General features: G+C 42.4%; 13 protein-coding genes. All 13 read right to left on the reverse strand.

Going from position 1 to position 15,328, the window contains the following annotated elements; translation table 11 throughout:
• Positions 1-24 precede the first annotated feature (24 nt).
• The 13 genes from U0035_RS15325 to U0035_RS15385 all read right to left on the reverse strand — a co-directional run bounded on the left by U0035_RS15325 (position 25) and on the right by U0035_RS15385 (position 15,327).
• A complete protein-coding gene (locus U0035_RS15325; RefSeq protein ID WP_114791864.1) occupies positions 25-1,806 on the reverse strand; it encodes a cytochrome-c peroxidase in 1,782 nt (593 codons plus the stop codon).
• 60 nt (positions 1,807-1,866) lie between these two features.
• Positions 1,867-3,342, reverse strand: coding sequence for an alkaline phosphatase PhoX (locus tag U0035_RS15330; RefSeq protein WP_114791863.1), 1,476 nt, complete (start codon positions 3,340-3,342; stop codon positions 1,867-1,869).
• A gap of 104 nt (positions 3,343-3,446) precedes the next feature.
• Positions 3,447-4,868: a DUF58 domain-containing protein gene (locus U0035_RS15335; protein WP_170138315.1), complete on the reverse strand. Its 1,422-nt coding sequence runs from the start codon at positions 4,866-4,868 to the stop codon at positions 3,447-3,449.
• A complete protein-coding gene (locus U0035_RS15340) occupies positions 4,816-5,793 on the reverse strand; it encodes an AAA family ATPase (RefSeq protein ID WP_114791862.1) in 978 nt (325 codons plus the stop codon). The genes U0035_RS15335 and U0035_RS15340 overlap by 53 nt, the downstream gene beginning before the upstream one ends.
• Positions 5,794-5,803: 10 nt before the next feature.
• Complete coding sequence (locus U0035_RS15345; RefSeq protein WP_114791861.1) at positions 5,804-7,027, reverse strand: DUF4350 domain-containing protein; 1,224 nt, start codon at positions 7,025-7,027, stop codon at positions 5,804-5,806.
• Positions 7,027-7,827: a DUF4129 domain-containing protein gene (locus U0035_RS15350; RefSeq protein WP_327138699.1), complete on the reverse strand. Its 801-nt coding sequence runs from the start codon at positions 7,825-7,827 to the stop codon at positions 7,027-7,029. Before U0035_RS15350 ends, U0035_RS15345 begins: the two co-directional genes overlap by 1 nt.
• A 17-nt stretch (positions 7,828-7,844) precedes the next feature.
• On the reverse strand, positions 7,845-8,849 hold the full coding sequence (locus tag U0035_RS15355; protein WP_245957766.1) for a stage II sporulation protein M: 1,005 nt from the start codon (positions 8,847-8,849) through the stop codon (positions 7,845-7,847).
• 61 nt (positions 8,850-8,910) lie between these two features.
• Positions 8,911-9,888 (reverse strand): NAD-dependent epimerase/dehydratase family protein, encoded by a 978-nt coding sequence (locus U0035_RS15360; RefSeq protein ID WP_114791859.1) that lies wholly within the window; start codon positions 9,886-9,888, stop codon positions 8,911-8,913.
• A complete protein-coding gene (locus tag U0035_RS15365; protein ID WP_114791858.1) occupies positions 9,885-10,670 on the reverse strand; it encodes an SDR family NAD(P)-dependent oxidoreductase in 786 nt (261 codons plus the stop codon). Before U0035_RS15365 ends, U0035_RS15360 begins: the two co-directional genes overlap by 4 nt.
• 150 nt (positions 10,671-10,820) lie before the next feature.
• Positions 10,821-11,528 (reverse strand): head GIN domain-containing protein, encoded by a 708-nt coding sequence (locus U0035_RS15370; RefSeq protein ID WP_162817935.1) that lies wholly within the window; start codon positions 11,526-11,528, stop codon positions 10,821-10,823.
• Between the two features lie 34 nt (positions 11,529-11,562).
• Entirely contained in the window at positions 11,563-12,576 is a 1,014-nt protein-coding gene (locus U0035_RS15375; protein ID WP_114791856.1) for a hypothetical protein, read from the reverse strand.
• Between the two features lie 54 nt (positions 12,577-12,630).
• Positions 12,631-14,364, reverse strand: a complete 1,734-nt coding sequence (locus U0035_RS15380) for an STN and carboxypeptidase regulatory-like domain-containing protein (protein WP_114791855.1) — start codon at positions 14,362-14,364, stop codon at positions 12,631-12,633.
• A gap of 6 nt (positions 14,365-14,370) precedes the next feature.
• The gene (locus U0035_RS15385; RefSeq protein ID WP_114791854.1) at positions 14,371-15,327 is read right to left on the reverse strand and encodes a FecR family protein; all 957 of its coding nucleotides are present in this window, start codon (positions 15,325-15,327) and stop codon (positions 14,371-14,373) included.
• Between the last annotated feature and the right edge of the window lies 1 nt (position 15,328).

Raw genomic sequence — 15,328 nt, forward strand, 5'->3', positions numbered from 1 at the left:
GAAGCACTTCGCTTTGGATTTTTTTTAATATTGAGGTGCTTTATCAGTAAGCGTATGAATAAACGCGATCAATAACTGTTTTTCTTTAGGTGTCAGGTTCAGCCGCTCGTCAGACAGGGTCTGGTTATATACCTGTAAGCCAAGTCCAATGCCGCCTCCCTTGTCATAAAAATCAACCACTTCCTCCAGCGTTTTATAAACACCGCTATGCATGTAAGGTGCGGTCATGCCCGTATTCCTTACAGTAGTCGTTTTAAATGCATGCAGGTAAGGCGCTACATTAATAATCTTATACCTGCCGCTATCGGTGTCCATCTTTTGACCATCAGCGGCTAAGGGCACACCCAATACTTCACTTTCTGTTTTGGTAAAGGCCGGTGGCACAACACCATTAAACAGCGGGATGAAATGGCAGCTGGCGCATTTGGCTTTACCGGCAAACAGGTTGAAGCCTTCAATTTCTTCCTTATTCATGGCTTGGTTATTACCTCTCATATATTCATCAAACCGGCTGTTCAATCCTATCAGGCTTTTAACATAGCTGGCTATAGCAGCCAGGATATTTTCTTTTGTAATGACATGGGCCTTGTAGGCATTGCCGAATAATTGAGTATATGATGTATCCGTTGATAACAGTTGTACGGCTTGCTCTAAGTCGCCATGCATCTCATCCTTATTACTGATCACATCACTAGCCTGGTGCTCTAAAGAGGGCGAACGGAGATCATAAAACATAGCGGTTTGTAAGGCTGCGTTTAACAGGGTAGGCGTATTTCTCAGCAATGCTTTATTGGCGTCCAACGCAGCGTTTTTAGCCAATCTGTCTGTGAAATAAAGTTCCGGCTTATGACAGGTGGCGCAACTTCTTTTTTTAGACACTGATAATGTATTGTCGTAAAATAGTTTTTTGCCAAGTATAATTTTTTCACTCAGTTTTGGATCTGCAGCGTCTGATTCCTGGAAATACGGATCAAAGATGTTTTCATCAAACAAAGTAGCTGCATTGGTTTTTAAAAGCCCTTGCAAGCGTATAGGGGTTATTCCGGCCTGTTTTTGTTGAAGGGCCAATGTACGGGTTATAGGATTGGCGTAATCTTTTATAAAAATCATTCTGTTGAAGCTGTCAAAATCGGGGTTGGCATTGAGATAGCCAACTGCCGCATTTATTTTGTTGTTCAAATCGCTTTGGCCTTCTAAGAAAGGTGTTATAGCTGTTAATTCGCTGAGCGATACAGCTGCCTCTGCAAGACCCGTTTTTACTGCCGGAGCATCAAAGCCTGTAATGCCCAGTGTAATAATTCTGAACACCTGTTTTTTAATAGCATCATATAATTGTTCCTGTGTGAAGCCTCCTGCTTCTATATTGTCTATTATGGAAATACAGTAGCTTTTCAGCAATACTGTTTCATGCTTTAAAGCAGGGTAGTCAATCGTGTCGTCCAGTATTAATTCTTCCATCACCTGTAAGCCATGTGGTTCCTGCACTGCTACTTCCGGCTGTTCGATCTCCGGTAAGGGAGCGCCGTTTACAAAACGGGCGATCGAGGGCATATAATATTCAACCGCCCATTCGAATTTTTTGTAGTGAGCTCTAAGCGCTTTAAAGGCAGCGACCAGCTTTTGCTGTTCCGGCGGGCGATTTAGTAAAGGTTGCACACTATCCGTTACATATCTTTCAAAATAATCAACCTGGTCGGTCAGTTGTTGTCGCAGCTCGGCTACCGAACGTTCTTTTTTACCGCAGCTTAAAAATTGTATGGATACAAGCGCTGTGATTCCTGCTAATACGAGAAAAATTGTCTTCATTATATAAATACATAAACCTTGCTCTGCGAAGAGCAAGGTTTTTCTATTGGTTCAATAAATTTATCTGGGGACGTTGGTTAAGATAACTGTTTGGCCACCTTCTTTATTGGTGCTTCCGCCACCATCAGGATTCACAAATTCGTTATTCTGCCAGGTGTGCGGGTGAATATTCAGTATAAAGGTATTCGAAACACCTATTTCGTTAGAGATATCTACCATGGCTCCAAACTCCCAGCATCCCAGTCTTCTTTCTGTATTTTGATAAAAACGGCTTACCCATGCTGCATCATCTCTTTTGTGATCCATATTCAGGAATGGCTTGTAAGTTTTATTAGCGATGCTATACTGCCAGATATAGGAATCGTGCTTGGCTGCCGTATAATAAGAATCTCCATCTTCCTGTATGTAAACATAGTTCTCAGTTACACAAAGGTTATCCGGATTAATAAGGTCGTTGCCCGGGTTAGAATCACCTTCGGCAATTACTTCTATTTTACCTTTAGTAGGGTCGGCGCTGTCTAAAACAATTTTGTAAACTCTTCCCCACATGGTATAACCAGCCTGCGGGTTTATTTTATCAGGGGACTGTCCCGTTGCTGTAAAATAAACTTCGCGATTGTTTTGAGCATTCCCTTTCCTGTAATCGATGTCCTCCACTCTTGAAAACCTGATAGCTTTCAAATCATTGGCGAGTGTATTGATCTTAGCACCGGTTTCATTTTTTGCATTGGGTATTTCTACAAATTCAACATCGTAGCTCTGGCCTTTTAAAATATCCATTTCTACCTGGTTATTGTCTTTTCTTTTAACAGCGTACAATTTGCCGTTTTGCAGATCGCCAACAGTATTAGACACATACATAACCAGTTGTCCTGCACTCATATGACCAGTAGCCCAGCTCTGATCTTCTCCCATGAAAACAACCGTTTTGCCCGGATACGCCGCTTTAGGAAGTGGCACCGCGTTTTCCATCGATGCTTTTCCAAGGGCGGGTAAAGTTCTGTCCGTTCTTCCTTTGTCAGCAGCAGCAGCTAAAGGATTGATGCCAATAATCATACTTTCTTCGCCAGACTCCTGAGCCGTTAAGAACATCGGCCCAAAGCCATGTTCTTCGGTGGTCGCCAGCGTTGCCGAGCAAAGTCTTTTAGCGCCACCCGTATAGTCAATAATATAATCGCCTTTAACAGGTTTTAAATTTCTATCCAGGTAAACTCTTGATACCGATTGGTTGATTTCGTGGTTATTCAGCATAATATAACCTTCGCCATCAGGATTTCTCATAAAGCCGGCACCGTCGGGCTGTGCTCCATAGATAAAATCAGGACTTTGTGCCAGTACATCTTCACTGCTGATCAATGGGAATATATTCACCCCGGTAAAACCATTCATCATGTAAATCAGGGAAGGTGTTACTGATTGTGCTTTGATGGTTTCAGGCGGAGCAATAACAGGAGTATCATTTTTGTCTTTTTTACAGGCAACAAAAGCCGTGATACCTGCAGCTATAATAGTAGCAGGTATAATAAGTTTTTTCATTTTCGAGTTGTTTCGACAAAAAAATGACATTAAAAACCGAAAGGGGTTAAGCCAGTTTGAACAAAAAGTTAGCTAATTGTTAAGGCGATCCGGCACGCCCGGCCTTATATGTAATTCCTTTTCTTTAACTCCAGGTACTTATTAATGGTATTTACTGTGAGTTGCTCTGGTGTGGTTAAAATACTGAGTATCCCATTCTGTTGCAATTCTTTTACCATCTGCTTTTTTTCAAAAGCAAATTTTTCAGCAATAGTTTTTACATATACCTGTTCCAGGTCTTCTGCATTGGAATGGATCAATCCTTTGATAGCTGTGTTTTCAAAAAATACGACCAGCAGTAAATGATAATGGGAGATTTTTTTAAATGCGGGCATTTCACGTTTGAGTCCCTCGAGGGATTCAAAATTGGTGAACAGCACCACCAGGCCGCGGTTGGTGACCCTGTTACGTACCGTGGCGTATAGCTTTTCATAGTCAGCTTCCAGGAACTGCGTTTGCTGTTTGTACAGCGATTCCAGGATCAGGTTCATTTGCCCCGGTTTTTTATCGGCAGGTATAAAGCTGTCCATTTTTTCAGCAAAAGTGACCAAACCGGCTTTATCCTGTTTAACCATTGCTATGTTTGATAGTACCAGCGAAGCATTGATCGCGTAATCCAAAAGCGTCATGCCATCAAAAGGCATTTTCATTACCCGTCCTTTATTAATTACACAATAAATCTGCTGGCTTTTCTCATCTGTATAATTATTGATCATCAGTCCGCCCTTTCGGCTGGTAGCTTTCCAGTTAATGGTACGATAATCATCACCGCGTACATATTCTTTTATTTGCTCAAATTCCGAACTATGTCCAAGGCGCCTTACTTTTTTGATACCGGCTTCCTCCAGGCGATTGCTGATTGCCAGCAACTGAAACCGGCGCATTTGTACAAAGGATGGATAAACTTTCACCGTATGTTGGGCGCCGATCGCATAACGTCTTCTTGTAAGCCTTAGCGGACCGGTTACTATTACATTAATATTGTCAAATGTATATGCCCCGCGGGTTAAGGGTTTTACCTGGTAAGAAATAGTTTCAGACATTAAAGCCGGTATCTGGATGATGCGTTTCCAGTCCCTTATTTGCAGCTGAACCGGTAATTCATCAATAATTAAAGCATTCACCGGGAAATTGTACCGGTTGGAAATAAACAACGAAACGGGGTTTTCATCGCTGATGCTTAATCTTTCGGGAAGTTGCCGGGTAGCCACAATGCCGCTTTTTTTAGAATACAATAATGCCAGGTCGGCAAGCACCGCAATCAACAGCAGCAATAAAAGCAGGGACGCAATACTATAAAACGGGTGAAAGAAATAGCCCGCCATATAGAGCACCGAGCAGACCCCGCCGATGTAGTATACAATTTTATTTAGATAGAAAGATTTCAAATCAGTGAATAGTGAGTAGGAGATAGATTCTGCTTTTTTCTCTAAACTACCTCGGGATTTCCAGCCCGTTGATGATCTGTTTAATAATTTCGTTTTCATTCACGCCTTCCATTTCTTTTTCGGGTGAAAGAATGATACGATGACGAAGTACCGGGGCTGCCACCCTGATAATGTCTTCAGGTGTTACAAAGTCCCGGCCCTGTATGGCTGCCGTTGCCTTCGATGCGTTCATGATCGCCAGCGAAGCCCGGGGAGAAGCGCCGAGGTAAATGGCTTTATTATTACGAGTCTGGTGCACCAGTTTAGCAATAAAAGCCAGCAGTTTATCTTCAATCAGTATCTCTTTGACCTGTTGCCTGAGCTGGTTGATCTGTGTGCCGTTTAATGCGGCTTTTACACCTTCCAATGGATTGTTATTTCCCATCTTGTGAAACAAAGAAAGTATTTTTAATTCCTCCTCTTCCTGGGGGTAGGGCACTTCTATCTTGAATAAAAAGCGATCCAGCTGAGCCTCGGGCAAACGATAAGTGCCTTCCTGCTCTACCGGGTTTTGGGTAGCCAGCACCATGAAGGGCGCGTCCATTTTGTAAGTCACACCATCTATCGATATTTGCCGCTCTTCCATCACTTCCAGCAGTGCCGCCTGTGTTTTAGCGGGGGCGCGGTTGATCTCATCTACCAAAACAATATTGCCAAACACGGGACCTTTTTTAAACTCAAACCGTGCATCCGACGGATTGAATACCGGCGTTCCGATTACATCCGAAGGCATGAGATCCGGTGTAAACTGTATACGCGCAAATGCAGCATCCACTGCCCTGGCTACCAGCTTGGCTGTTTGTGTTTTAGCCACCCCTGGTACTCCTTCAATCAGCACATGACCATCTGCCAGCAATGCAGTGATGATCAACTGAACCATCTCATCCTGGCCCACAATTACTTTGCGTATTTCATCGGTAATATTTAAAACCGCCTGGTTCAGCGTAGTTAAATCAATGCGGTTCTCAAAAATCGGTTCTGCCATAATTCAATTTTTATTCGTTGTTATGAAACGATTCAATATTTTTTTGTAAGGCGATCAGCTCGGTATCGCTATATACCTCTGCATTGGTGATGCGGCCAATCTGGAGGACAATATCTTTAATCAATGATTCAGATACACCTGATTTATAGCTCAGCTCTTTCACAAAATCCTGGTCAGGAGTTTGAGCAAAGATCTTGTAGCGGCTCCTGACATGCTCCATGAAATAAGCGCTCATTTTCTGCGCCAGGTTGCCGTGGTCTCCCCGTTCATAATATAATAGTCCCATTGTTTTTACAAATTCAAGGGTATCGTTAGTAGGACTGTTGATAACGGGTATAACCCTTTGCCTGCGGCGAAATTCGGTTAAGGTGTAAATAAGGAGTAGCGCTAATGCTGTTAAAACACCCGCCCTGAAATAATTGTTCTTCATGATAAAGCTGAACCATTGTTTTTTATTGTTATTTTTTGCATGAGGCCGTTTAAAGTATTCATCCCATATTACAGCAGGTGTGGCTGCGGAAAGCAAAGAGAAGATTTTTTCGAAATACTGGATATTATTATCGTATAAAAGGAAATAATTGCTAAAAGCGATCGGCGATGTGTGAACATATAAGTGACCGTTTCCTTTTTGTAAGTGTATAAGGTTCGGCTCACCATTGGTTCCATGCCCCAATACCTCAGAAATACTGCTATCCGACCGGTTTAAAAAGCTTTCGACTCTAGATCCCGGATAGCTGAACTGCCGTTGCCCGTTGAAAGGAGGTGTGCTTATGGTGGCCTGCATCGAATCGTTATAGTACTCAATTATATCGTCATCCAGGTAATTGATTTTTTCTACATTTGCTCTTATAAAGCGGGACAGCTGGGTATTAAAGCTTAAGGTACTTATAAATACACTATTGCCTCTTTGAATGTAGTTGATCAGGTCGTCTATCTCATAGTCTTGTGGAAAAAATTCCTGCTGAACGATGACGTATAACTGGTTCTGGGGATGATACCCGAAAATTTTACTGTCTCCGGGATAGTTATAATTTATTTTAAACTCCGCGCCCGAAAAGAACTTTTTTAAGCTTTCATGCAATACAAAAGCACCATAGGGGTTTTTATCTCTTTTATCGAGGCTTACTTTCAGGCTTGGCTTCCTGCTTCTGGGCGACGAACGCAATGCAACCAGGTAAATGATCACCGATGATATCAGCAGCGCAGTTAATATATAAGGCAATGCTTTCTTCACTATGCGCCGATTTTTTTATGAAAATTAGCAAATAGTTGCTCTACATGGTCGTATTGAGCCTGATTAATGGGGAAGAGTCCATACCAGCTATACTCATACTGCCGGGTGAGGCTTGAAAAATCTGCGTGATGGGGCGTTGACCTGATCTGTAACAGGTAATCAAAATTGGTTTTATCTGGCTGATATTGAATCATTCCTTTTTCCGATAAAGTCTTTAATAGTTGAAGGTAATGAAGCCTTATAGCCAACCTGTAATTATTATTGCTCAAAGCTTCTTTTATAGCCGACTCATATTCAATAGTAAAAATATCTTTCAATAACTCTTCCTGTGGAGCTGATTGAACAGCAGCGGATTTTTTTCTAAAGAATAACAGATTGTGCTCCTTCAGATACCAGGCCAGAAGTAAAAGGAACAGGATAATAGCTACGTATATCCAGATTTCACCAATCGGGAAGCTCATTTCAGGAGCGTTCCGTTTTTCAGGTTCCGGGATGCCATTCTTTACATAGTCAAAATTGTCTTCCCTTTTTAAATTGTCGATATAACCGGCCGGAAGCTTACGCCCTGAAACGGATGCCGCCCCGCGGCTCAAAGTGTCGAAGGCATTGGTCTCAGCCCTGTGTATAGAGTCCTCATAAGACTCCTGGCCTTCGTAATCATTGTCATCGTATTCCTCTTCTGTTTGAAGAATGGTATCTGCAGCAGGAGGCTCAACAAATGAAAGGGAATCCATAGCATCAGTTTGTGCCTGCCCGGAACTACCTATTAAGATACCGGCCAGCAGTAAAACCAATAACAAGTGATACCTTTTAAAATTCATAGGGTTTGCCTGGTCAACAGTGCTTTCGCTGTGTTTTTTTTATGAAGCTGTATCGGGTAAATAATAAAATACCATATTACAAAAACGGTGGAAGCTGCGGTTATAAAAGAGGTCAGCCACGATGCATCATTGTAGAGCCTTGTAATAAGGCCTTCAAAAAAAGCTGCAATAACAAAAACAGGCACAATCCCTATCATAATTTTTACCCCGTCTTTGGCACCTTCTCTAAAAGCCTCTATGCGCTTTTTCGTTCCGGGAAACAAAAAGCTCTTTCCAAGCACGAATCCAGCCATGCCTGATACTATAATAGCCGTGATCTCCAGCATGCCATGAACAAAAACTACCAGCCAGAATTGAATTCCATATCCATGTGATGCAAATAGCTGGTCAAAAATACCTACCATTGCCCCGGTTTCTGCCAGCTTGTACATCGTGGGTATGCCGCAGAAAATGCCCGACACAAAAAATATAAAAGCCACTTTAATATTGTTGATCATAATGCCCAGCCAGCTCAATAACGGGTTGCCCCCTTCATAGATACCAAAAGGGTTACCTTTTTCAATGTTTTCTATGGTTTGATTGACATAACTATCTCCGAAGAAATTACGTGCTACCTCCACATCCTGACGGGAGACAAAAAAGCCGAGTAAAAAGAAAACGGTAAAAAGTACAAAGGAGAATAATAGGGTTCTGTGATGTTTTTGGATGGTAAGTGGTAATTCGTACTTCCAGAAAGTTTTCAGGCGACTGCTTTCTTCCTTCCGGTTGCGGTAAATATTCAGGTACATCCGGGCCGCCAGCTTATTCAGGTAGTTAGTCGTTTTGCTATGAGCATAAAAAGTTTTGGCGTAGGCAAGGTCATCTACCGTTTGGGTAAAAGCACTGGCCATTTCATCAGGTGATACAGGGGGAGCCGCTTCATCCTTTAGCCAACGGTCTTTGTTTTTTTTGATAAATAACGCCTCTCTCAAAATCAATGCGGTTAAAAATCTAAAATACAAAATTTATGAAGGCCGCAATGGTTTTTATGTGGAGATATTGTTACAATCGCTCTAAAAGGGCTTAACCAGGAAAATGCTTTTCAAAATAAGTCACACTTTCTGCAATCGCCGCTTTAATATCCTGGTACTGCATACCTAATTCTTTAACAGAGGTTTTATTGCTGTAATAATTCTTTACGTTTAAGATCCGCATATTATTAGTGCATAAACTGGTTTTTATACTAAACTGTCTAAGCAAATCTCCAATACAACCTGCCACTTGAAGCAGGAAGGATGGGATAGGTATCATCCGCTGCTTTTGACCGGTGTGCTCTTTTAGCAGTTTAAAAAAATCCCGGTAACTAAGATTGTCGTTTCCTGCCAGCAGGTAGCGCCTGCCGTTTTCACCCTGATGGATCATTTTTTCTATACCCGAAGCAACATCTTTTACCGCCACGAAATTTTTGCCACCAGGCGGATAAAAAAGCAGGCGTTTGTGCATGCCCATCAGGATAATGGCTCCGCTGCTGGGTTTGCTGTCGTAGGGGCCGATCATAAAAGTGGGATTTGCAATATGCACTTTGATTCTATGGGTTTGCTGTAACAGGTAAGCTTCCGCTGCCGCCTTACTCCGGGCGTAGAAGGAATGGTCAAACGGCTTTCGCATGGGTTGATCTTCCGGATCCTTTAGGCCATCTTGTTGAATTCCATAGCCAATGGTGTTGGCGGTACTCACGTAAATAAACTGGCGCACACCCGCAGCAATAGCCCCCTCCGCGAGCAGCGCAGTGGCTGTATGGTTAACGCGGTAGTATTCATCATAATGAATGATATTTTGTTGTGTAAGTGCGGCTACATGTATCACACAGTCTGTGTCTTTTAAATGCGCAGACAAATCAGCGGTAAGCTCGCTTTGGATCAGTATTAACCTGGGGTGCTTCCCGAAAGGCAGGCTACTGATATTGCGGGCAACACCTTTTACCTGATAGCCTTTTTCCAGTAAGAGCAATACCAGGTTTGTGCCAAGTAGTCCGCTGATACCCGTAACCAGAACTGTCATAAAATCTCCCTTTTTATATTATTGGTCAGTAAAGGTAGCTTTATCCAGATGGGTAATAAAGCCATGGCCAGCCAGCTCCAGGGGTTTACCATAATTACACGGTCTTTTTTAAACAGTTGCCGGATGCAACGACCTGCCACTTTCTCTGGTTTCAGAAGGGTCAGCCTCCCAACAAAACCTAGCTTTTTAATACGGCTGGTTACTTCGGCATTGGTAGCCATCGCCCCGGGGTTCACTACGCTTACTACCACACCTGTATTTTTCAGTTCTTCGCTCAATCCCCTTGAAAATGAGTGAATAAAAGTTTTAGAAGCGGGGTATACTGTTTTATATCCAATGGGAGAGAAGGCCGCCATGCTGGATACATTTAAAATATAAGCTTCCTTTTGCTGTAACAGGTTGGGAAGCAACTGATGAGTAAGTAGTGATGTAGCTACTACATTTACCTGCATAATCGTATCGATGTATTGCATCGATGCTTCGGTGAATTTTTTAGTGCCACCCAGCCCGGCATTATTGATCAGCACCTGCACTTCAAAGTTCTGGTTGATCCAGTCACAAAGCATCAGCACATTTTCCTTAACCGAGAGGTCAGTTTCATAATAATGAACCTGGACCTGGTAGGTATTACTGATGAACTTGGCAAATGCCGCAAGGTTTTGCTGCGGCAGGCTTACCAGTATCAGGTTCAATTGCTGAGCCGCCAGCTCTTTTGCAAACGCGCTGCCCAGGCCCTGGCTGGCGCCGGTTATAACAGCGTACTTTTCTTTTCTATTTGACATGGATACTAGAGCTAAGTGAAAGAATAGGGCTCGTTTACCAATTATTAAACAGGCAAGCCTGCAACTGCAGTGTTGGGTTTTCTTTTCTTATACTTTCTGATAAAGTACAAAATAATACTTGCAATGAGCATACCATACATTTTAAAAGTGTTATAATTTTCGCACTTTACCCGAGCCGGAAATACTGGTGTTTATGGATGGGCTACCGGAGTACCATACATCGCCACTGCCCGAGATTTGTACATCCAGTTTCTTATCGGCCCACAGCCTGGCTTCGCCTGATCCACTCACCTTTACTTTAGCTTGCTCGCTGCGCATTTGCTGGGTATGGTAGTCGCCATTGCCGGTGATACGGATGTCTTGTGTGTTGATGGTGCCGCCTTCGATAGTGATGTCGCCGCTGCCGGTGATCTCTGCTTCCAGGTTGGTCGCCGTTAGTTTAGACGCATAAATATTACCGCTGCCGCTTACCCTAAGGTCGAGTGAGGTGGTATTGATATCGGATTTAAGACTAAAATTGCCTGAGCCCGAAATGGTAGCACCGTTCATAGATGGATTAGATACATAGATGGTAACACTACCTCCCTTAATACTGATATTGGGTTTTGTTTTGAGTACTAACGTGTTGCCTTTTACTTCGGTGATAATATAGCCTTGTAAATTGTCAGCAGCTTTTACGGTTACAGATTTAGAAGCACTTTGAACAAATTCAACATTGCCGCTGAAAGCTGCTTCTACTTTGCTGAAGTCTCCTACAGCCCGGTTTTCCTCCACAGCCGGACCATCAGGGAAAACCTTTTTACATCCTGTTGTGAAAGTGAATAATGCAATAACTACTAATGATAATAACTGTTTCATTGGTTCTTGTTTTACTTTGTTTGATATGTTTGGGTTATAAGTTGAAATGTACGCCGGCAGTTGCGCCAAGCGTGAGGGCAAAAGAATATTCATCGTCCCGGTACTTCCAGATATAGTTGTCGGAAAAAAGTTTGGAGTCCGAGTATTTGTAAGTGTTGATGGAAGGGCCTAGTGTTACTTCTATGGCAGGCGTTAGTTTGTAGCCTAATAAGGCTCGCAGCGATTCTGTATGTTTATAAAAGGTGAAGTCTGTTTTAGCGATACTCACCGCTTCTGCATTAATCCTTAGTTTTTGAGAAAGTGGAATGCGGTATCCGATTCCGGCTTCCATTTGAAGTACCGTCTTTTTTAGTTCTGATCCGGCTCCCAGACCCAGGATACCATAGGTCTTACGACCGCCGGTACGCAAAACAATATTGGCCGAAGCGTCGTCATAAACCTGTATTCCGATTTGTTGTTCCCCGTTCTTTATAATGTTTAAAAAACCAATAGGATAGTCCGAGCTGTCTGCGATATTGATCAGTCCTGCTATTTGTACTCCTTTCACTGACCTGGCTACATTCATCAATCCTGCTATTTGTACATCGGCATTTTTTGCAACGTTAACCAAACCGGCTATTTGCAATAATTCATAGCTGCTGCAATTGCTCAAGCCGCTGATCTGTATAAAACCGTTGCCCTGTTTCTGGTTATGTAATCCTGCTATTTGAATACCCCGGCCATTCTCAGCGCCATTATACAAACCGGCAATGGATACACCTTTATTCGATTCACGAACCTGGTTGGCCAGCCCACTGATCAGCACGCCTTTATTGCTGCCGTATAGTTTGGTGTAAAGGCCGGCAATAGCAGCACCTTTATTATTGTAGTTCACACCCTGTAAGGCTTGCAGGGCAAAAGAAGGACTAATGTCGCCGGCCTGCCTGCCTTGCGTACTTATGGGTGTTACGATGCCCAGATGAACATGGTTGGCAACGGGCTCCTGGGCAAAGCAGTAAGTAGTAGTAAGAGAAAGAAACGCGAGTAGGCATTTGTTTTTTAAAAGCATAGTTAATGTATATACTGCTAATACACATTAATGAAAGCTTACCCCTATGCTTTCTTAAAAAATATTTACGCCTAGTGAAAAGCCCAGGTGAAGTGCATCTTTTTTACCTTCAATCAAGGGGAGCATGTTCCTGCTAAAGTTACTGTAGTAAGCTTTGTTTCCCATTTTAACAGGCTGTTGGTATTGCAGCCTCGGACCGGCAAATAACTGGATATTTTTATGCAGCTGGTAGATAAAGAGCGGTTGAAGAATGATATTGCTGTAATCTGTATCAAAGTTATCGGTAACTGTATAATGCAGGTTGATCAGCTCGGTAGCCATTTTAAGCTTTCCTTTCAATTTCCATTCGCTTCCCAACCCGTAACCAAATAAATAATGGCCGCCTGCCACATCACTGTTGAGCCAGCCTACCTGTATAATATTATATAATTTATAGCTGCCCGATTTATAGGCTATATTTACCTGCTGATTTTCCTGCACAGATACCGATAAAGAATGCTTACCATTACGGCTATAATTGAATGGCCCGATGGATACACCGTTTAATGTGTCGGCCAGGTTCAGGACGCCTAACTGGAACCCGTTGATCTTTTTGGCGTAATTCACCAATCCGCTTACCTGTGCGCCCTTATCCAACTGTGTCGTAATATTAGCCAGACCGGAAAGCTGCATTCCTTTTTTAAATTGCCTGGTATGATTGACCAGTCCGGCCAGTTGCATGCCGCCGTTTATATTTTGGGTATAATTCGCCAGCCCGCCAATTTGCAGTCCGTTGAATAGCTGTGTTTGGTTGTACAAGCCACTAATCTGTAATCCGGTAGTATTGCTTTTATTAATATTTGCCAATCCTCCAATTTGCAACGCGTTGACGTCTCCGGCAACGTAGTTATTCAGGCCACCAATCTGAACGCCGTTTACCGTACCTCCCACCACGTTAAATAACCCGCCTATTTGCAGAGATCGTACATGTTTTTGTACAATGTTAAACAATCCTCCAAGTTCGAATGCATCTACCTGTGCCGCATACCCGCCAAAAACATTGAAAGATATTTTATTTTCCTGTTGCCCTTTTAAAGCACTTTTGGTACCAATGCCCGGCCAGAACCCTAATTGGAATTTGCGTTCATAGAAATAATTTTTCAGGTTAAGGCTGTTGAATTTTTGTTTGGTGCTGATAACGCTTCTTGCCAGCCAATGCCGTTCGATAGAATGAACCGTAAACGTTTCTTCAGTAGTGATATTGGGTGTCAGGCCAATCTTTAGCGCTGTATTGCTTTTGCCCTCCACCGTGAAACTGGTGTCGTAATAAGACACCCGGTTAGCTATAATTTTGATATTGCTGTTTAGAGGTACTTTAAGCGAGAAATGCCCCTGGTCGTTAGACATGGTTCCGATCTTCAGGTTTGGCTCATAAACCGTTACATACTCTACCGGCTTCTGATCGGTATTGTCAAAAAAGGAACCCTGTACCGTAATGTATTCTGTTTCTTTTTTACGGATAACTATTTTGTTATTATTAATGATGTAGTAATATTCCTTATCCAGTAACCGGTCTAACACCTCCTTGACAGGCGCATCCGTCGCAGTAAAAGATATTTTTTTCTGGTTTTTAATAAACTGGTTGTCGTAAGAAAAATAAAAGCCCCCCTTACGCTCTATCTGCATCAGGGCATCATACATAGTAATGTTTCTGAAGTCAACCGATACTTTTTGTTGCAGTATTTTTTCCTGGGCAAAAAGGGCATGGCTAAAAAGCAACAGTAAGAAGAAGGCGCAATATTTTCTCAAAAGGGCTTATTTAGAAATGAGGTATTGATTATGATCTTTTTTAATCCAGCTGGCATTGATCATTAAGGCAATATTTTCAACGATCTGATCAGGCGTTTCCGAGTGGATCAGATAAGTACTCGTAACCTTTTTGCTTTCAATACCCGGGGCTAACTGTAGCTCTATGTTGTAAAGACCTTCCAGCATTTGCGCCAGGCTGTCTACCCGCATATCTTTAATTTTAATAAGTTGTGTATGCAATGCCTCATTAATGGTATTATTAAATGGTAATACGCGCAGTTGGTTATTGCGGTTGTCTTTTACAATTTTTTGATTAGCAGTAGCTATTACACTTTTGTCTGCCAGCGTTGCTTTTACTTTTCCGCTATGTACGAAAACCGTGTTAAAACCAACTCCCTGTTGTATGGTAAACGAAGTACCCAATACTTCCACATCCATATCATTATTATGGATGATAAACGGCTTGGCCGCATTTTTTGCAATATCGAAATAAGCATTGCCTTTTAAGGTAACGGTTCTTGTTTTTTTATTGAACGCTTTAGCTACCATTAGTGAAGCTTCTTCATAAAGGGTTACTTTGCTTTCATCTTTCAAAATGATAGTACGTTGTTCCTTTTGAGCGGTAAATTGCTCGGGCCTGGGATTATTGATGAATAAAAACAATACCACCAAAGCTGTGATAGATGCGGCTACAGCCCACCCTTTACGCCAGTTAAGGCTGATGACTTTTGCTTTTTTCGTGTTTACTAACGGGTTTTCTTCCAGCTGCTGCTGTAATTTTTGCCAGGCCAGTTCTTTATTAAAGAGTTTGTATGCAGGGTTGATCCGGGAGTTTTCCCAGATCCTGATCGTATCCTCGTATGTTTTTTTATGTTCGGCGCTTTCTGCAATCCATTGCTCCACCTCTTGTTGCTCCGGAGCGTCCAGCGTTTGCTCATAGTAAGCTATCAATTTATGCTCCATA

The organism is Niabella yanshanensis (assembly GCF_034424215.1).
Lineage (GTDB): Bacteria > Bacteroidota > Bacteroidia > Chitinophagales > Chitinophagaceae > Niabella > Niabella yanshanensis.